The sequence below is a fragment of the Bacillus sp. PDNC022 genome (assembly GCF_016919285.1).
Taxonomy (GTDB): domain Bacteria; phylum Bacillota; class Bacilli; order Bacillales; family Bacillaceae; genus Bacillus; species Bacillus safensis.
Genome location: NZ_CP070345.1, coordinates 1,966,412 through 1,986,012 on the forward strand (window position 1 = coordinate 1,966,412; position 19,601 = coordinate 1,986,012).

General features: G+C 41.5%; 17 protein-coding genes and 1 pseudogene. 2 read left to right on the top strand and 16 right to left on the bottom strand.

Annotation, left to right across the window (positions count from 1 at the left end; translation table 11 throughout):
• Positions 1–2: 2 nt before the first annotated feature.
• The 9 genes and pseudogenes from JVX94_RS10280 to fabL form a co-directional block, all read right to left on the bottom strand.
• Positions 3–1,004, bottom strand: coding sequence for an ABC transporter permease (locus tag JVX94_RS10280; RefSeq protein ID WP_205185545.1), 1,002 nt, complete (start codon positions 1,002–1,004; stop codon positions 3–5).
• A gap of 61 nt (positions 1,005–1,065) precedes the next feature.
• On the bottom strand, positions 1,066–2,652 hold the full coding sequence (locus JVX94_RS10285) for an ABC transporter substrate-binding protein (RefSeq protein ID WP_205182960.1): 1,587 nt from the start codon (positions 2,650–2,652) through the stop codon (positions 1,066–1,068).
• Complete coding sequence (locus tag JVX94_RS10290; RefSeq protein ID WP_095408029.1) at positions 2,627–3,604, bottom strand: ABC transporter ATP-binding protein; 978 nt, start codon at positions 3,602–3,604, stop codon at positions 2,627–2,629. The genes JVX94_RS10285 and JVX94_RS10290 overlap by 26 nt, the downstream gene beginning before the upstream one ends.
• A complete protein-coding gene (locus JVX94_RS10295; protein WP_205182963.1) occupies positions 3,573–4,595 on the bottom strand; it encodes an ABC transporter ATP-binding protein in 1,023 nt (340 codons plus the stop codon). Before JVX94_RS10295 ends, JVX94_RS10290 begins: the two co-directional genes overlap by 32 nt.
• A 111-nt stretch (positions 4,596–4,706) precedes the next feature.
• Complete coding sequence (locus JVX94_RS10300) at positions 4,707–6,449, bottom strand: ABC transporter ATP-binding protein (RefSeq protein ID WP_144485675.1); 1,743 nt, start codon at positions 6,447–6,449, stop codon at positions 4,707–4,709.
• 95 nt (positions 6,450–6,544) lie between these two features.
• Complete coding sequence (gene ntdP, locus JVX94_RS10305) at positions 6,545–7,075, bottom strand: nucleoside tri-diphosphate phosphatase (RefSeq protein ID WP_024425209.1); 531 nt, start codon at positions 7,073–7,075, stop codon at positions 6,545–6,547.
• A 147-nt stretch (positions 7,076–7,222) separates the two neighbouring features.
• Entirely contained in the window at positions 7,223–7,483 is a 261-nt protein-coding gene (locus tag JVX94_RS10310) for a YgaB family protein (protein WP_039177303.1), read from the bottom strand.
• Between the two features lie 174 nt (positions 7,484–7,657).
• Positions 7,658–7,807: pseudogene (locus tag JVX94_RS10315) on the bottom strand (gamma-type small acid-soluble spore protein); the annotation flags it as partial.
• A 75-nt stretch (positions 7,808–7,882) separates the two neighbouring features.
• Positions 7,883–8,635: an enoyl-[acyl-carrier-protein] reductase FabL gene (gene fabL / locus JVX94_RS10320; protein ID WP_024425211.1), complete on the bottom strand. Its 753-nt coding sequence runs from the start codon at positions 8,633–8,635 to the stop codon at positions 7,883–7,885.
• A gap of 81 nt (positions 8,636–8,716) precedes the next feature.
• Here fabL and JVX94_RS10325 point away from each other — a divergent pair, with 81 nt between their 5' ends.
• A complete protein-coding gene (locus JVX94_RS10325; protein WP_003217808.1) occupies positions 8,717–8,941 on the top strand; it encodes a hypothetical protein in 225 nt (74 codons plus the stop codon).
• On the opposite strand, the gene mutY is transcribed toward JVX94_RS10325, so the two are convergent.
• Positions 8,928–10,028 (bottom strand): A/G-specific adenine glycosylase, encoded by a 1,101-nt coding sequence (gene mutY, locus JVX94_RS10330; protein ID WP_197198044.1) that lies wholly within the window; start codon positions 10,026–10,028, stop codon positions 8,928–8,930. The two genes, JVX94_RS10325 and mutY, sit on opposite strands and share 14 nt — an antisense overlap.
• Positions 10,029–10,219: 191 nt before the next feature.
• Here mutY and JVX94_RS10335 point away from each other — a divergent pair, with 191 nt between their 5' ends.
• Positions 10,220–11,200 (top strand): metal-dependent hydrolase, encoded by a 981-nt coding sequence (locus tag JVX94_RS10335; RefSeq protein ID WP_034623275.1) that lies wholly within the window; start codon positions 10,220–10,222, stop codon positions 11,198–11,200.
• Positions 11,201–13,271: 2,071 nt separating this feature from the next.
• Here JVX94_RS10335 and cmr6 read toward each other — a convergent pair.
• Genes cmr6 through cmr1 form a run of 6 tightly spaced genes read right to left on the bottom strand, consistent with a single transcriptional unit; the run spans position 13,272 to position 19,567 of the window.
• Complete coding sequence (cmr6, locus tag JVX94_RS10340; protein ID WP_240193750.1) at positions 13,272–14,051, bottom strand: type III-B CRISPR module RAMP protein Cmr6; 780 nt, start codon at positions 14,049–14,051, stop codon at positions 13,272–13,274.
• Positions 14,048–14,416, bottom strand: coding sequence for a type III-B CRISPR module-associated protein Cmr5 (cmr5, locus tag JVX94_RS10345; protein ID WP_056766955.1), 369 nt, complete (start codon positions 14,414–14,416; stop codon positions 14,048–14,050). The genes cmr6 and cmr5 overlap by 4 nt, the downstream gene beginning before the upstream one ends.
• Positions 14,413–15,282 carry a type III-B CRISPR module RAMP protein Cmr4 gene (cmr4, locus tag JVX94_RS10350; protein WP_205182969.1) on the bottom strand — a complete coding sequence of 290 codons (870 nt, stop codon included), beginning with the start codon at positions 15,280–15,282 and terminating at the stop codon, positions 14,413–14,415. The genes cmr5 and cmr4 overlap by 4 nt, the downstream gene beginning before the upstream one ends.
• A gap of 13 nt (positions 15,283–15,295) precedes the next feature.
• On the bottom strand, positions 15,296–16,528 hold the full coding sequence (cmr3, locus tag JVX94_RS10355) for a type III-B CRISPR module-associated protein Cmr3 (RefSeq protein ID WP_205182972.1): 1,233 nt from the start codon (positions 16,526–16,528) through the stop codon (positions 15,296–15,298).
• Positions 16,521–18,332, bottom strand: a complete 1,812-nt coding sequence (gene cas10 / locus JVX94_RS10360; RefSeq protein WP_205182975.1) for a type III-B CRISPR-associated protein Cas10/Cmr2 — start codon at positions 18,330–18,332, stop codon at positions 16,521–16,523. Before cas10 ends, cmr3 begins: the two co-directional genes overlap by 8 nt.
• Positions 18,302–19,567 carry a type III-B CRISPR module RAMP protein Cmr1 gene (gene cmr1 / locus JVX94_RS10365; protein WP_240193751.1) on the bottom strand — a complete coding sequence of 422 codons (1,266 nt, stop codon included), beginning with the start codon at positions 19,565–19,567 and terminating at the stop codon, positions 18,302–18,304. Before cmr1 ends, cas10 begins: the two co-directional genes overlap by 31 nt.
• Positions 19,568–19,601 lie beyond the last annotated feature (34 nt).

Genomic DNA, 19,601 nt, shown 5'->3' on the forward strand with positions numbered 1-19,601 from the left:
CCCTAATATTTAATCCTTGGATCAATGACCGCATACAAGATGTCCACAATGAAATTGATTAGGACAAATATAAGCGCAACGACGAGAATACCTGTTTGAATGACAGGGTAATCACGATAACTGATGGCGTCATATATATACCGCCCGATTCCCGGCCAAGCAAAAATGGTTTCTGTTAAAATCGCTCCACCAAGCAAGAGGCCCGTCTGAAGACCAATAATCGTCAAGATCGGAATGAGCGCATTTTTCAGGCCATGCTGATAAATGATGAACAATGAACGTACCCCTTTTGCTTTTGCTGTTCGAATAAAGTCTGAATGAAGCACTTCCAGCATACTTGCCCTTGTAATTCTCGCAATAATCGCTGCAGGGATTGTGGCGAGTGCTGTACTTGGTAAGATCAAATGCTTGATGCTGTCAGCGAATTGATCAAACCGGCCTTGCAAAAGCGTGTCCAGTGTATGAATATACGTGATCGACTCCACTGGATTCCTTACGTCTTCTCGGCCCGTTGTCGGCAAAACACCTAATTCGATCGAGAACAGCCACTGCCCCATTAAACCTAACCAGAAAATCGGCATGGACACTCCGATGAGTGCAATAAACATTGCGGCATAATCAAAGAAGGAATGCTTAAACCAAGCACTAATGATTCCGGCATTCACTCCCACGACAATCGCCAGCACCATGGCAAAAAAGGTCAATTCTAACGTCGCAAATAAGTAAGGCTTCATTTCCTGGGCAATAGCCGCTCCTGTTCGAATGGAAGTCCCTAAATCCCCTTTTAAAAGGCCAAGCATATAATGACCGTATTGAACGTACCATGGCTGATCTAAACCGAGCTGGATCGTTAATTGTTCTACTGCCTCTTTCGTTGCCCGCTGTCCTAAGATGACCTGCGCTGGATTTCCAGGTATAAAACGAATAATTGAAAACACGACCAATGTCATTCCGATCAGTACTGGGATGAGCATTCCTGCCCGCTTCATACAATAAGCAAACAAACAGCTTTCACCGCCTTTTTCTTTGTTTGAATAAGGGAGATACAAGATCTCCCTTATTTGCTTATTCGAAATACACGTCAGTTAAAGCTTCTGAACCAGTTGGGTGCGGCTGGTAGCCTTTTAAATCATTAGATGCGGCGAGCATTGGAATTGAATGCACCAATGGAATCCAAGGCGCTTCGTTATGAATGATTTCCTGCGCTTTTTTATACAGCTCATTTCGTTTCTTTTGATCTGTGTCTGTTTGCGCTTCAATGAGGATGTCATGCATTTTATCGTTTTCGAAGAATGTATAGTTGTTACCGCCGATGCTGTCTTTATCCAGCAGTGTGTAAATGAAATTATCAGGATCACCATTATCCCCTGTCCAGCCTAATAAGAACACATCTGCTTCCCCTTTACTTGCTTTATCTAAATAGGTTGCCCAGTCATATGTCACAATTTCTGCTTTGACGCCGACCTTTTCAAAATTTGACTGAATGACTTCTGCTACCTTCATCCCATCTGGCATGTATGGACGTGGTACAGGCATTGCCCAAAGCTTGATGCGAAAGCCGTCAGGGAAGCCCGCTTCTTTTAATAGTTCTTTCGCTTTTTCTGGATCATACGGATATGGCTCAATGTCGTCATTGTAGCCTTCTAAAGCTGGCGGCAATGGGTTTTTTGCTGGCTCAGCAAGTCCGCCATAAAATGACTCAATAATCGCTTCTTTATCGACCGCATAATTAAGTGCCTGACGAACCAGCTTGTTATCAAGCGGCTTTCTTGTGACGGTCAGTCCGATATACCCTACGTTCATCGATGGTCTTTCAATGAGCTGGAGTGCTTTGTCGGTTTTAATGCCATCTAAATCTGACGGATTCACGCCATCCATTAAGTCGATCTCGCCTGTTTTAAGGGCATTTAAACGAGCAGAGTTTTCTGGAATGGAGCGGAAGATGATTTGATTCAGCTTTGGTTTATCCTTCTGCCAATAATCCTTATTTTTTTCTAACACGATACGGTCGTTTTGCTTCCACTCTTTAAACTTGAATGGCCCTGTCCCCACTGGATTTTCTCTAAATGAATCACCGCTTTTTTCAACGGCCGCTGGACTGGCAATGCCAAATGGTGACATAGCAATGTTTTTGAGAAATGTCGCCTGCGGTCGCTTTAGCTGAAATTCAATTTCATGCTCGCCTTTGACGATGATGTCTTTAATGACATGCCCTTTATCTTTTTTATAGCCGCCAAACATACCATAGTAAGGAAACTTTTCTGCGTCTCCATTCATCCAGCGCTCAAAATTGAATTTCACTGCTTCTGCGTTAAAGTCTGTACCATCGTGGAATTTCACACCTTTTCTTAAGTAGAACGTGTATGATTTTCCGTCCTTTGCAACATCCCATTCTGTTGCGAGTCCAGGATGGATGGTCGTGTCTTTCTCACCGTAATTCAAAAGCTTTTCAAATATATTCTCTGTGACCTTGAAAGTTTCGCCTTCTGTCGTTGTGATTGGATCTAGTGAAGTGGAATCTCCCCCTCTGCCAAATACGAGGGTATCTTTTGTTGCCTTTTCTTCCGATGTCGGTGAAGACGAGCATCCCCCTAAAAAGAGCGCCAGTGCCAGCACAAAAATGAAACTACTGAATAACCATGTCTTCTTCATTGTGTTCCTCCTTTTGATATAAATAACACGCGGCCGCGTGCCCAGGTGCCTCCTCATACAAAGCAGGAACTGCTTTCAAGCATTTCTCCCATCTTTTTGGACACCTTTTGTAGAAAGGACAGCCGCCGTGTTCCATCAATGTGGTCTCTTCTGCTGCCACATCTTGCGCCTCTAGTACGTGATCCATATGTGGAATGGATTTCAGAAGCAGCGACGTATAGGGATGGAGCGGACTGTGAAACACATCTTCGGCAGGCCCCATCTCGACAATGCGCCCAGCATACATGACGGCGATCCGGTCGCTCATATATCTGACAACCCCAAGGTCGTGAGAAATAAACAAATACGTCAGAGAAAGCGTCTTTTGCAATTCAAGCATCAAATTCAAAATTTGCGCTTGAACGGATACATCTAAAGCCGAAACTGGTTCATCGGCAATAACTAGACTTGGGTGCGTTATAAGTGCTCTAGCGATACCGATACGCTGCCTTTGTCCGCCGCTGAATTGATGCGCATAACGTTCTCCGTAGGAAGGATCAAAACCAACAATGTGCAGCATCTCTTTTACCCGTTTCCGTCTTTCTGCTTTCGTCCCATGCTGATGGACAATCAGCGGTTCCTCTAAAATATCTTTGATTTTCATTCTTGGATTTAAAGAAGCATATGGATCTTGAAAGATCATTTGAATGTCTTTTCTTAAGGAACGCATATCTCGTTCTTTTAGAAGGGTGATCTCCTGCCCTTTTAATTGAATAGAGCCTGACGTCGGTTCAGTCAATCTCATTAGGCTTTTGCCAAGTGTTGATTTCCCGCAGCCTGATTCACCAACAATGCCAAGCGTTTCTCCTTCCTTCACGTGAAAGGACACTTGATTTAAAGCCAAAGTCGATTGTTTATGTTTAGAAAAAAAAGCGGCTGTGTCATACCGTTTTGTCAGCTGATTCACTTGCAAGAGTGTGTGACTCAGTGTCTTCTCCTCCTTCCATTAGAAAACATGCCACGCGGTGATTCTGTTCAATGGATTGTAAGGCTGGATCTCTTTCAAGACATTGCGCCATTTGATATGGGCAGCGTGGTGCAAATTGACATCCGGACCGGATGGCTCCTGGCTTAGGCACATAACCTGCAATAGAGATGAGTTTTTCTTTTTTCTCTTTAAACGATGGAACTGAGGCGAAAAGACCTTTCGTGTAGGGATGCAGAGGTTTTTGAAAAATACGGTCAACGGTTCCTTCTTCTACAATTCGACCGGCATACATAATCATGACTCGCTGGCATATTTGCCGCACGACGCCTAGATCGTGGGTAATAAATAAAATAGCAGTGTCCATCTCTTCGTTCAGCTTTTTGAGCAGACGAAGGATTTGCGCTTGAATGGTCACATCAAGTGCAGTTGTCGGTTCATCAGCGATCATAAGCTTGGGGTGACAAAGCATTGCCATTGCAATCATCACACGCTGGCGCATACCGCCTGATAATTCGTGTGGATATTTTTTAAGTAACGATTCCGCTTGCTTCAACCCAACTGTTTGAAGAAGATCAATCGCCTTCGCTTTTGCTTCTTTCTGACCGATTGCTTGATGTGTGAAAAGGGCTTCCGTCATTTGTTTGCCGATGGTCATCAATGGGTTCAGAGAGGTCATAGGCTCTTGGAAAATCATCGAAATGTCATTTCCTCTTATCTCTCGCCACTGTTTCTCTGAAAGTGACAACAGATTTTGCCCTTCGAAATGAATCTCGCCCGTTGTATCGGTTTGCTGATTCAATCCCATTAATGACATGCTTGTGATACTTTTCCCGCAGCCAGATTCGCCCACAATCCCTAACGTTTCCCCTTTTTGAATCGAGAACGATATGTGATGGACGATGGGCACTTTTTGCTTTTTCTGCTGAAACGCAATGGACAGCTGTTTGACATCTAGCAGCACGTCTTGTTCTTTCACATATTCACCACCCCGTCATACTTTTTAAAATTGTATTGAGACAAGCTGGGAAATATGTCATGTTTTTGACAACATAAAAAAGCCTATCCGATAGAATCGGATAGGCTTCTACTAATTTAATGTTTGAATGGTAAATAAATGACGATAGTGGCTGTCTTGGTTCATTAGTTCTTCGTGTGTTCCTTTTTCCACAATTTCGCCTTGTTCCATGACCACAATTTGGTCAGCGTGTGTAATGGTTGATAATCGGTGTGCGACAATAAAAGTTGTGCGATCCTTCGCCAGCTTTTGCATCGCTTCTTGAATGTAATGCTCACTTTCTAAATCAAGTGCAGACGTCGCTTCGTCTAAAATCAACAGCGGTGGATTTTTAAGAAATACCCTTGCAATAGAAATCCGCTGCTTTTGTCCGCCTGACAGCTTCACGCCCCGTTCTCCTACTTTCGTGTCATATCCTTCAGGAAGAGACATAATAAAATCATGCGCATTTGCCGCTTTTGCAGCCGACACGATTTTTTCAAAAGATGCTTCAGGGTCACCAACCGCAATATTTTCTTTAATCGTGTCACTGAATAGGAATGTATCCTGCAGCACCATTCCGACTTGATTTCGAAGACTTCTTGCTTTGTACTCTTTTATATCAATGCCGTCAATTTCAAGTGACCCGTTTGTGACATCATAAAACCTTGGAATTAAGCTGACGAGTGTCGACTTCCCTCCACCGCTCATTCCTACAAGCGCAACCGTTTGTCCTTTTTCTACTTTCAAGGAGATATTGTGCAGAATCTCTTCCTGCGTGTGTTCATAACGAAACGACACATTTTTAAACTCTACCTCTCCTTTTAAATGATTGGCTTCTTTTGCATTCGGCCGGTCTGTGACCTCATATGGCTCATCAATAAACTCAAAGATCCGATCCATTGATGCAACGGACTGGGTTAACGTCGTGGATGAGTTAATGAGACGGCGAATCGGGTTGTACATCCGGTCAATATAGCCGACAAAGGCGATCATCGTCCCAATTGAAAGCGACCCGTTAATCACGGTGTAACCCGCAAATGCAATGATTAACAGCGGCGCAATGTCGGTGATGGTATTGACGACAGCAAATGTTTTGGCGTTCCAATTCGTATGGTTGATTGCTTTGTTTAAGAAATTTTTGTTTTCATCATGAAAATTCTCTTGTTCATATTCTTCAATCGCAAAGCTTCGAATGACCGGCATTCCTTGTACCCGCTCATGCAGGTGCCCTTGCACTTCAGCCAGTGCCTGTGACCGCTCTTTTGTCAGCTTACGAAGCCGTCCGTAAAAATATTTTACTGCAAACGCATATAGCGGAAAAATAATGACAGACACGATGGTGAGCTTAATATCCAGTGTACACATAATGGCGATCACGATCAGTACGGTCATCATATCCAGCCAAATGTTCATGAGACCTGTGATGACAAATTCCTTTGTCTGCTCCACATCGTTGATCACTCTTGAAATAATTTCTCCTGTTCTCGTGTTGGCATAATAACGAAGACTTAGCTTTTGAATATGTGAGAACAGCTTCTCCCGAATATCAAACAATACTTTACTGCCTGTCCACTGTGCGTAGTATTGTCTATAGTATTCAACAGGCGGCCTCATCACTAAAAATAATACGAGCATGATTCCCATTATGATCAGTAGAGTTGATGTCTTTTCTTCAGCAGACCCCGAGCCTTGAATGACATCATCAATGACATACTTTAAAAGCAGAGGCAATGTTAACGGAATCGAGAATTTAATCATCCCGATGACCATTGTTAATGCAATCTGTTTTTTATACGGTGTTACAAAAGCCATGTAGCGTTTAATGACCCCCATGTAAATCTCCTTCCCAATCTATCAGTGCCTCTTATCCGTACGCAGTCAAAAACCTGTTAGCCTAAAAAGCCAAACAGGTTTTTGGATGCTCTTGCTTATTTTGTATAATGTAAAAAACGTTCATACCACATATCCACAAATTCAGGAGCAAACGGACCTTTCCGCTGGTGAATCCAATGCAGTAATGTATTCAGATGCTCTCTTAAGATACTATCGATTTCTTTTGGATAATTCATCTGCCTCTTATGATCTGCATATTCGTCCTCATCCAAAATATTGTACGTCATGTCTGGAAAGACTTTGACGTCTAAATCGTAATCAATATACTTAATTGCCTCATCATCTGTCGCAAAAGGAGAGCTGATGTTGCAGTAATAATATACCCCATCATCTCTAAGCATCCCAATTACATTAAACCATTGTTTTGCATGGAAATAGCAAATAGCCGGTTCTCTCGTCATCCAAGTACGGCCGTCGGATTCAGTCACCATTGTACGGTCGTTTGCACCAATGATACACAATTCCGTTGCTTTCAGAATGGTGGTTTCATTCCAAATCCTGTGGATCAAGCCATTATGTTTATAGCTTTGAATTTGGATGGTTTCTCCTTCCTTGGGATAGCCCATATTTTCTCCCCTACTTTCTATAACAAACAAACCTAACAGTCCAAAGACCTAATTTCCCAACTAAACATGTCTCTATTATATTATACCGTTACATCATTAAAAAATGAAATGAAAAAGCCATTCAACCCAATTGAACGGCACACTGACTTACATCACGCTAGAACTCTTTTCCATCTGTTTATATGAATTGATGACCTCTTCTGTCTGTTTTGTAAATAAGGTTTGCACTTTTTGCAGTTCCTCACGTTTTTGTTTGATCTGATCACAAAGCCTATGCCACTCTTCTTTTTTTTCATCCTGCAGCAATTGTTTTTCTGTTTCTAAGCATAGATCGAGTTCTCCCTGCACATCGAGCAGCTGATCCATGAGCTGCATTTGTTCTTTTACAAGCTGATCAAAATCAGACATCTAACTCCTCCCTTTTCATCGAATCCACTTTTTGTCTGTATACCATTTCTTGAAAGAAGGAGGAAATCCTTTGACTGTTTATGTAGAGGTTTTACAGGTTTTGTCGGATGGTGGTGAGAGGCAAAAAGAAAAGCACTTCATTCGTATATGAAGTGCTTTCCTTTGTTTCAGTGATTAGCTGTTTTGTTGTTTGTTTTGCTCAGCTTTTTGATTGTATTTTTTTACGTGCTGTGCGTCAGTCTCGCTAGCAAATTCAGTGCCGTATTGACCACCTTGTGCAGCAGCTTGGTTTTGTTTCTTCACTTGTTGTGCGTTTGTTTTGTTTTGTTGTTGATCCATCATTATCACCTCCACGCACATTAATTTGTGCAGAAGGTGTACATCCTATTCATGATTTTTTTAAACAAGCAAAGAACGTCCGCCATCCACAATAATCGTCTGGCCTCTAATCATGTCTGCTTTGCCTGATACAAGGAATTCCACGCTGTCGACCATGTCTTTAATTTCCACCATTCGGCCGGCAGGTGTATTTTTCTTCGCATCTTCTAAAAGCTCTTCACGGTTCGGGAAGTGCTTAAGTGCATCGGTATCGATCGCGCCGCCTGATACAGCGTTGACGACGATATTTTTTTGTGAAAGCTCCACTGAAAGGTAACGTGTCAAAGCTTCTAGTGCTGCTTTTGATACGCCGACTACTGTGTAATTTTCAAGGTAGCGAATAGAGCCAAGAGAGCTAATGCTGACGATATGTCCGCCGCCGTTTTTCTCCATTAGTTTCGCCGCTTCTTGTCCGCAGAATAACAAGGCTTTCGCATTGATATTCATCGTCCAGTCCCAATGATTTTCTTCAAGGTCCATAATTGGACGCTGAACACCTGAAGCCGCATTGTTTACAAATACATCTAAACGGCCAAAGGTTTCATCGATTTGCTGAAACATGTCTTTGATTTTCTCAGGCTGGCCTACATTGGCTTTAACAACCAATGTTTTGACACCCATCGCTTCAATTTCTTCCGCTGTTTCAAGTGCGGCTTTTTTGCTTCTCGCATAGTTAATGACAATGTCATATCCTTTTTCAGCGAGGCGAAGGGCCACTTCTTTCCCTACTCCTCTGCTGCTTCCTGTAATTAATGCACATTTACGTTGACTCATTATGGTTCATCTCCTGATTTGAATAGTTTTCGTTCATTCGCTTCACACTAATAGGAAAGTTCCTATTAGGAGGTTACATTCATGTATGTCGGACGCGATTTAAGCCAGCTTGGCATGATGTCCAAGGATCAATGGAAAGATACTGAGCTTGCTTACTTTCATCATGCTTTCCAACAAATTTTACCTTATTTGAATGAAGAAGGGCAATCTAAGTATCGAGAAATCATTTCTGAAATTGAAGACCGCGGGGGATTGCACCGAAATGAAGCTGATTATACCCACGGTACAACGGTTAAATACGACTAGGCTGCTCAAGTGCCAGCTTCCAAATTTTTTGGTGTGAGACTGGCAAAGCATACGCCTCAAATTCTTCTGTTGTGACTTTTTTCAGCATCGTGTCATCAGATACAGAGGTAACTCGTCCAAAGAAAACAGAAATATTCCAGATGAGGTGGGTAAATACATGCTGAATGGTGCCTTCTAAATCACCAAGCTCCGCTTGTACACCCGCCTCCTCTTTTAAGAAATCAATCAGCTGTTCTTTTTCCGTTTTTCTTCCCTTCATGGTTTCCATGTTAGGGAATTCCCATAAATTCGCAAGAAGGCCTGTACTTGGCCGCTTATGAATATATAGGTTGCCTGCGTCATCAAATAACACCGCTGCTGCCATTGATTTTGCAGTCGGCTTTTTCTTTTTGCTTTTCACTGGGAGCTCATGCTGAACGCCTTCCTCGAGTGCCGAGCAATGCATATTCACAGGGCAAATGAGGCAGGCAGGGGATGTTGGAGTGCAAATGAGCGCACCAAGCTCCATCAGCCCTTGATTGAATTCTGACGGCTTTTCCCGGGAAATGAGCTGATCGACTGCAAACTCGAAAATGTTTCTCGTTTTTGGTTTTGCAATATCATCCCATACGGACAAAATACGAGAAATGACCCTCATCACGTTGCCGTCTACCGCAGGATACGGCTTGTTATAGGCGATACTCAGCACTGCGCCGCTCGTATACGGGCCTACACCTTTGAGCTTTGAAAATTGCTCTTTCGTATCAGGGACAATGCCACCGTAGGATTCATATACTTCTTTCACAGCTGCCTGTAAATTACGCACTCTTGAGTAGTAGCCAAGACCTTCCCATGCTTTCATGACCTTTTCTTCATCAGCTAAAGCGAGATCTTTCACCGTCGGAAACTGCTCCATAAACCGGTTGAAGTACGGAATGACCGTATCTACTCTCGTTTGCTGAAGCATCACTTCTGATACCCAGACGCGGTATGGATCTTGATTTTCACGCCATGGCAATGTTCGTTGTTCTTTTTCATACCAATCAATTAAATCATGCTGAAAGCCCGCAATATCTTTGCGGTCCAGCTTTTCTTGAATGTCTTTCATATCTATACTCCTTCTCATTGGACCGAGGGCTAACGTTCTGAATAGAACCTTATTTGTTGTATACTGTTTGTAGATACGTTAACATGTTACATTAAATCGGGATAAAGCAAAAGTGATTTTGCACATAGTCTTGATTGGAGACGTATACTTTGTATGATTGTTCCTAAGCATGACAACTAGGAGGTAATCAATTGGACACTGGTACTCATGTAGTAATGGGCATTTCTCTTGGGGGACTTGCACTTTTAGATCCAGCCGTCAGCGCAGATCCACACATGGCACACGCCGTGATGATTGCGACCATCGCCGGCTCCCAAGCACCAGACATTGATACTGTGCTAAAACTAAAAAATAATGCGGTTTATATAAGAAATCACCGAGGATTTACACATTCCATTCCGGCTGTACTGTTCTGGTCATTGCTGATTCCGGCTGTGATTTTTCCATTTGTGCCGGGGGCGAATTTACTTCACCTTTGGTTATGGACACTATTAGCCGTTGTGCTTCATGTGTTTGTCGATATTTTCAATGCATACGGTACGCAGGCCATTCGTCCATTTTCAAAGAAATGGGTAGCACTTGGGATCATTAATACGTTTGATCCGTTTATCTTTTTTACACACCTTGTCGCCATTGTCGTTTGGGCGATTGGCGGACATCCCGGCTATACGTTTATTACGCTGTATGCCGTGATTTTCTGTTACTATATCGTGAGGGTCATCATGCAGCTTCAGATTAAACGTCAGCTGCGTGCACGATTCGATGAAATTGAAGAGATTATTATTTCGCCTACAATGAAGTTCAGACAATGGCGCATTGCCGTGAAATGTAAATCCTCTTTCCATGTTGGGCGCAGTATGAATGGAGAGGTTGTCATTTTAGACACCTTTAACCGGGTGCCGGTCCCTGACACCGAAATTATGAAAATTGCCAAACAAGATGAAAACATTTCAGCCTTTCTCTCCTTCTCCCCTGTCTACCGGTGGGAAGTGGATAAATACAAGGATCATTACGAGGTGCGGTTCATTGATTTGCGCTACCGCAGCAAAGGTCACTATCCTTTTGTCGCGATCTGCCATATCGACATGGACCACCAAATCAAAAATTCCTATACCGGCTGGATTTTCAGTGAAGAAAAACTGCAAAAAAAATTAAGACTCGGCTCTGTGTGAGCGAGTCTTTTTTGTTGTGTAGGGCTTGGATTTAGGGGGAAAGTACATTGTTTTGATTATTCATTTGTGTAAATTTTGAACTGGATAGATATTTGAATTTATGTAATTCGCAGAAACAGTGATCTATGCACTTATGTTGAGTGCAACACCAAGCTTTCTTGTCTTTTCCCACCATTCACCATTTCAATCCACGCACTCATGTAGAGTGCGACGCGAAGAGACAGAAAGACTCCAAGAAAATGCAAATTTCAATCCACACACTCATATAGAGTGCGACCTCGAAGTCATCGCGAGGTATGAAGATTGTCCTAAATTTCAATCCACGCACTCATATAGAGTGCGACGATTCATCATTAAAATTGTATATCACCAAAAATATTTCAATCCACGCACTCATGTAGAGTGCGACAAGATCACTAGCCACCTGATTGATATTACAGAGATTTCAATCCACGTACTCATGTAGAGTGCGACGCGTAACGGGCAATTCACTAGAATTAATGATCATATTTCAATCCACACACTCATATAGAGTGCGACCAATCTGCTTGTTAAAAAATACATTGAAGCAGTATTTCAATCCACGCACTCATGTAGAGTGCGACTGCGATTTCCGCCCTAATTATAACATTTTTTAGGTAATAATCGTCAAAACCCACAAGTTTCTATATAGAATTTTGTTTTCACCCTTAAAAAATATACATTTTTTCTCATTTTTGTCGAATGAAACGGTGCGAATGTTCCAGGGATTTTATGTTCACCTCACATTCGCACCTACTTTTTCTTGGTATGAAATCTATTGAAACTTGTTAATCATACTTATTTATATTTCAGCAACAATTGAATTCAATTAGATTCATGACTACTGAGGCAGGAGGCAGAGTTATGTTTTCGCAATTTTAATCCATCCACTCATGTAGAGTGCGACTGCGATTTTCGCCCTAATTATAACATTTTTTAGGGAATGATCGTCAAAACCCTTAAGTTTCTATATAGAATTTTGTTTTCACTCCTGAAAATATACAATTTTTCTTATTTTTGTCGAATAAAACAGTGCGAATGTTCCAGGGATTTTATGTTCACCTCACATTCGCACCAAGTTTTTCTTAATTCTATTTAATTAAAAACTATTGCTTAAAGGTAGTTATTTCATCAACAGCTTTGAATCCATTTAAAAACATGACTACAGATCCAGAGTCATGTTTTTCACACCTAAATCAAGCACAATTGTCAATATATTTTTCAAGCCACCTACTGACGAGAATTTCAGTCCTCAGACTCATATAGAGTGCGACGGCAGGGCATCATGATTTATCCAACGGCTGCCGATAATTTCAATCCACGCACTCATGTAGAGTGCGACCCTTCAAACTATGTAATAAATAGAGACTGTTTTGATTTCAATCTACGCACTCATGTAGAGTGCGACGGCGATTTCTGCCCTAATTATAACATTTTTTAGGGAATGATCGTCAAAACCCTCAAGTTTCTATATAGAATTTTGTTTTCACCCCTAAAAAATATACATTTTTTCTCATTTTTGTCGAATAAAACGGTGCGAATGTTCCAGGGATTTTATGTTCACCTCACATTCGCACCGACTTTTTCTTAGTATGAAATCTAATTATTTAAATCTATTGAAACTTGTTAATCATTCTTATTTATATTTCAGCAACAATTGAATTCAATTAGATACTTGACTACTGAGTCAGGAGGCAGAGTTATGTTTTCGCAATTATTAATCCACGCACTCATGTAGAGTGCGACGAAATTGGTGGAGCTAGAAAATTATGCTGAAGAATTTCAATCCACGCACTCATATAGAGTGCGATTGTATGAAAAAACTACTAAACACACTAACTATTAATTTCAATCCACGCACTCATGTAGAGTGCGACTGCGATTTTCGCCCTAATTATAATATTTTTTAGGGAATGATCGTCAAAATCCTTAAGTTTCTATATAGAATTTTGTTTTCACCCTTAAAAAATATACATTTTTTCTCATTTTTTGAATGAAACGGTGCGAATGTTTCAGGGATTTTATGTTCACCTCACATTCGCACTTAGTCTTATGAAATGACGTCGTCCATTTTAAGTCTTCCATAACCTGCATTTGTTTTAGCACCGATTCCTTCGTGTTCTAAAGCGCCTAGTAAGATGGTTTTGGCGAGTTCGAGCCATTCCGCATCTTCTGATAGATTCTTTTTTGTTTTCAATAGAAGTTGAAAGCGGCCGTTGACCACCGTTAAGAAATGAATCGGTGTTGGTGAATCATCGTCTCGAGGGGCTGGAACACTTCCCCCTTTGTTCATCTTATCTAGCTTGACGCTGTTGTAGTCTGAATGATGTGGTGTCATCACATCCACTTTGAATGCTTCTCCTACCGTCTCAGGCATCATGAGCGCATCATGAAATTCGATGATGCCAGCACGTTCGTTTGTTCCAAACAATGTGTTGTAATCACTACCACCTTGTTTTAGTTCTGGAAAGTTTTCACCTAATACAGAGTGGGCATAGTGAGAGGCTACACCTTTTAAAGCGGTTCCTGGTAAATAAGGAACGCCGTATATCGGGTGTAATAATAATCCCGTTTCAAGTACACCCTCTCCACCATGTCCAATGACTAACGGCGATATGGACTTGACTAGGCATGTGGGTTTCGTATCGGCATAATATTGCTCCACAAATCTTTCATACAACAAGTGATTGTTTTTTTTCCACTGTTCTTGATGTACACTAATCACATTTTCATAAAATGACTGCTTCTTCGAACTGTCCTTTATGATGTCCGACAATGTAGAACCACCAATCTCCCATTTGCTTTTGTTTAAGGTTAATGACAGATTCATTGGATGTCCTCCACATTTTCCGCCCCTTGTTCCACCTTTAAAATAGATTCCGCATATCTTTTTAACCAAACAGATGCACTTAAAGCTTGTCTTGATTTGATTAAATAATCTCGATTGGAAGCTGACCAATCTCCTTGTATATCTAGTGTTTCTTTTATATCTTGAACGAATTGTTGATAAGCATTTCCTTTTTTTGATTTTGCCTCAAAAAATGTAATGGTGAGCCTTAATCCATTTGTTAAGATCATTGAGGCGAATCTGTGACAGAGTTGTCCATATTGATTTGAGAAATTCTCCTCATTCGATTTGGCATTCATCACATGTTGATACGCTTTCTCAGCATAATGATGTTGAATGAGTTTCATGATCCCTCCCCTCCTGTCATACGCCAGGATACTCTTCCTTTACCTACGTTTGTGTTTCCACCTAATTGAAGATACATCTGTTTTTCTAGTTGATTTAAAAGTTGGTGTCTAACAGATAAATCATTGCTTCCATCGACACGATCACACCACATGAGCCCATAAAATATGGCTTCTGCTGGTACATACTCTTCATACCAGAGAGCTCCTTTACTAACTGTTTGGGTTTCATGATCAATTCTAATACGAGGTGTCACTTCAGAATTCATGGTGACAATGTATTGAAAAACGTCATCACTTACAATCACAAATCGTTCTATCCAAAGAGTTTGTGATTGTTTATCGTCGAATAAAAGTTTGGCCATCTTTTGAGCAAAATCGGTTAGTTGTGGAGATTTTTTTGCAGCCCCTTGGAATTCACCTAGGTATAATTCGTCATTCTCTACTAATTTAGAATTCATGGTGACTAGCGTGCTTGATTCTTCGATGAGATCAGGGATATCCAGCGATACGCCTAATGCTTTTGCATCGCGGGCTAATCTTTTCAATATGAGTGGACTTGCCACATATCCAAATGTACCGTATCTACTCGCCACCGGGAATGAAAATAACCGGCCATCTGTCATGACGACTGCTCCTGCGCTTCCATCTTGATCTCCTTGTGTACCAAATACTTTTTGTACGAATGTGTCTTGTCCTTTCGCGCGATAATGTTCACGCTGCACGCCTTTGATACTGCTTCCAGGTATAATCGGCCATTCTGTTACTTTTTCTCGTTGAATGGGCATATCAATCACGCCAACTCCTTCACCCGCTCCAATATGAAGGGGGGATAAACAATGTATCCAAAACCAACGGCTTGCTTCCATTTTCTCACTCCTCTTATTCATTCGGTGTCCATGTTCCCCAAAGTGCTAACCCGCAGCCATCTTCACGATCAAACGCTTCTTTGCGCCGGTTACGATCAGATACTGATTGAAGCCACATTTTTTCGGCCAGTTCTGCTGGATCTCCTTCTTCTACTGTAAAGAAGTAAACACTACCTGCGGGGACTAAGCGGCGTATTGCTTTTTCACGCCCTTTGTCTTTATTTGCTAAGCTCCATCCAGAGATAGGCTGCCAATGTGGAACAGATGCCCAAACCAATTTCAGTCGTACATTTGTATCAAATAGTGGTTTTGACATGAGCTGTTCATCCAGCCAGCCGGGCTGCCATCCTTTACTGAAATAAGCAGGTGTCGCCAATATCATGCGAACATACGGCTTGTTCTTAAGCGATTCTTTAATAGCATCCGGACATGTCCAATCTTGTTGGTATACATGTGGCCTGTCTTCTATATGAGCCAGCCGACGTTCACCACCTATCGGGTGAATGCCTGAGAAAGGCTTTAATCCTTCTGACTCTTCAGTAGATAACTCTATTCCCGCCTCCAGTTTAAAGTCATCTGGGAATAAGAGCGATTCTGTTGAAAATAGATGCTGATCTTTTGCTCTTTTACTGCCAGTTTCCACCTCAATTTGTGTTCGTTCCTGACGCTGTAATGCTGGAATAAATGCCGGTGGTGTTTCCTTTTTGAAAGAATGATTTTCCTTCTGCATGTGTTGATATTCAGTCAAGGCTTCCTTCACCTGACTCTCATTCACTGCGTCTGTCAGCCAGTTCACCATCCACTTTAGTGATACAAAAGCAGGCGGCGATTTCATTTTTTTACGAGCACCAGCTCCAACTGGCGGCCATAATTCTTCACTAAAACGTCCTGTTTTTCCTGTACCAAAAAAGCCCCGGCCTTTCGAATTCATTGGCTTCGGTCTCACTTGATACATGCCATACTCATCATCGAATAACTCAAGGTCATTAGGCATTGGCACATATAAATGATCATGCCAGCGATATAAAGGACCTCGCACAAGAGATTTCGCATAATAAGAAAGTGGCGTCGTGTGTTTGATTGATTGTCGTTTCTTCGCTAGTGCTGTTCGAAGTGTTCCTGCGACCACACTTGGCGGAACATCGTTTAGTGAACGCGCCCGTATACCCGGTACACTTTGAAATGGGCGTGCATCACGAATAAGCAGCGGATCAAGCGGTTGAATGTGAAACCATCTTTCAGGCATGTCCACTTACCTCCTCCAGTTGAAGAGCAATGATCATACATTCAGCGATTGTATGTAATTCTTCTAATGTATTCTTCTTCGGTATATACTTCGCAATCAATTGATCGATCCACTCTTTCGTTTCTTGCTCTGTTTTTGCTTCCGTTTTCTTTTTGAATGCAAGACGTCTTATCTCTAGTGGAATGAGTTCATCTAATATTTCCGGCTGTTTTCTAAAAGAAGACTGTTCGTATGTTTGATACAACTCTCGTAAGCCATATGCAAAGCCAGATGTGAAATAAGACTGTTTTAACCACGTAGTCATCTCTTGGATAGAGGCAACTGGATCTATTTGAAATGAGACTGAGATATTCATTGTGTCTCCTCCGCCTCGCTTTTGGAAATGAATCGCTAATGAATTTCGCTCTTGTTTTGCATATTGTTCGGCCTGACGTGCCATGCTTCTTACTTCTTCAAGAGGCTCAAGCATATGAACGATGGCAATTCCAATTGAAATCGAAGGAGATATTTCACTATGTTGATGAGCCTTCATCGTTGAAACAAATTCTCTTTGTAATTTCCCAGCTGCTTCTAAGCATTGGTGCACCGGTACATAAGCCATGACATCATCTCCACCGCCATAGATCAATGTACCTTCACATTTGGAAATAATCCCACGAGCCTTTGAAGCAAAAGTTGAGAGTGTTTTAGAAAATGCAATATGACTTTCTACATGCTGTATATTTCGCAGTTGGCTGCCCATCTTATCTCCATCGGCCATGAGAAAGGCATAGTAAGGTGAAGGTACTGGTGGTTTGATCGGCTGGCCGTGATGTTTGCTGTATTCACCTTTGAAATATTTTTCGAGCAGCTGTGTGATGTCGTTTTTCGATTCTGTTCGTGTGGTCCCGACAAGTCCTCGTTGTTCAAGAAAATCTTCAATTCTTCTTTCATAAAAAAGCGATGCCTCACTCCAATCAATAGGAGATACTGTCAGGTTCGTATTCTCAAGATACGTTTCTACATTTTTCACATATTGTGTGGCTGCTTTCTTCATCTGTTCATTTCGGTCCAACATATTTTGATAGGGAGCAAAAGCTTTATCACATACAGATGGAAATGTCATACTCGGGTGCTTATGTAAGGACAATCGTTTGATCACTGAAATCGCATCTAATGATTCATGTTCACCAATTCCCCATTTCGCTAGTTGCGCCACTTGCTGTGGTGTTTTTTGCTTTTGGAAAACAGACTCTCGTCCACCATCAAGTGATGATTTTGGTTCACCGAATAACGCCCCTGGCTCATTTTGTTTAAAATCTCTTAACGTCTTCCTTGCCGCCATTAAACCTTCGACTTCTTGAAGAGCCATATGATATGGACTTGCGGACGCATTTGCCGCTTCCTCTTGAGTTTGCATCTCAGTCCACACAGCATAAAATTCCAATAAATCATCAACTTGTCGATTCCATGTGCCTTTTTGAATATAAGGATCAACTTTCCCTCTTACAAAATCTGCGTATTCCTTCCATTTGTCATATATTGCTTTTTTCACTTGTCTTGCAACGGATGAAGGCTGTTCGTGTGAGATTTCCCCCAATATTTTATTTGGTGCGTTGTTTGATTCTGCAGAGGATTCGTTGAACACAGGGAAAATAAGCGTTCCACCCAGTTGTTGAAATTTCTTCGCACCTGCTTTACTTAATTCAGAAAGTAGAAAAGAGCCAAACCATAAATCACGCGTCCGCCTTGCTTGCGCAATAAATTCTTGAACAGGCCCTATAGAAAATAGCATTAATGTTTGTTTTTTTGATTCTTCTGACAAAATGTTTGCACCTCCTTGCTATGTAAAAAGGCTTGAATCGCCGATGAGTGCGTCCGGCCACTCTCGTCTTGTAATGGGTTTTTTGAGTAGGTGGCTGTTGGGTAGATACTTTGTTCATCTGTCACATCAGGCAAAGGCTTTCCTTTCCCTAAAAGCGATAAAGCTTCGATCTTTGGTTGCTGCAACACCATCACCATGCCCACTGATTCCTTTTGATTAATAGCTAACGGTTTTAAGATGAGTGGTGAAGCTAAGCGATCCTTTCCTTTAGGTAGGAGCATTGTAGGATTTGGGTCTTTCCCCTTATCTTTAGGAGCAAATCGAAACTGAATAGGCAAACCAAATTGAGCTCTAGGAAATGCTTGATATTCAAATGGTTTCTCTTTTGGATATGGGGTTTCATGACCTGATTTAGCCTTACCTGTTAACAGACGAATAGTATCTGCTTCCGGCCAACAACTTCTCCCCATTTTTTTATTCGGGTTTGACCTTCTTCGAAATGTTTCATATGTCTGAATGACGGATCGCCAGCTTGAGATAATTGATGATGGAAATGCCTGTACTTTGAATTCTCGACTAAGCGTTGGCCATTCTCGACTTGATACTGGCAATTGAATGTCATATTCTAAAAGCTTTTGCTCAAACCATTTTTCCAATTGGCTTTTTGTCCTCTTGTTGTATGGTGAAAATTGCTTGCAATATAAACTGCCACACCCACGTCTCGTTCTTGACCCAAGTCCACCGAAGTTGATCCAAGCCCACAAGGCAGCTTCAACTTCTTTTTTGATTAACTCATATTGGGTTGTTTTTTTAGATAACCGGATATTTAAAGAAAATTGCGCCTTCATGAGGTATGGTGTTTCATCTTTCATATTTGAAAGAACATACCGTGGAAAAGGATGATTTTTCTTTTTAAAAAATACTTTTGAATTTCTTTTCACTTCGTCTGTTTCATAATGGGTTACCACTTGAATCTGGCTCGCTTGTTCTGTATGACCAAATATCTCTGCTTCTCTTTTAGATAATTCATTCGCATTTTTGCAAGCAGCTCCTCGAGTTGCACGCCACCAGAAACGAAGATGACCACGAATTGCACTTTCTCGAATCGGTCTGTCTTGATCAATTGAGTTTGATTGGGGCCCTCCCCCAAACATTGGCGTAACCAAATGAATAGTAAGCGGCTCTTTAAAAAGTCTTTGGTCCTCATGGATTTTCGTGTCAATCGCATGTTTCACATCATGCCAATTGGTTTTGGGTTTACTAGATTCC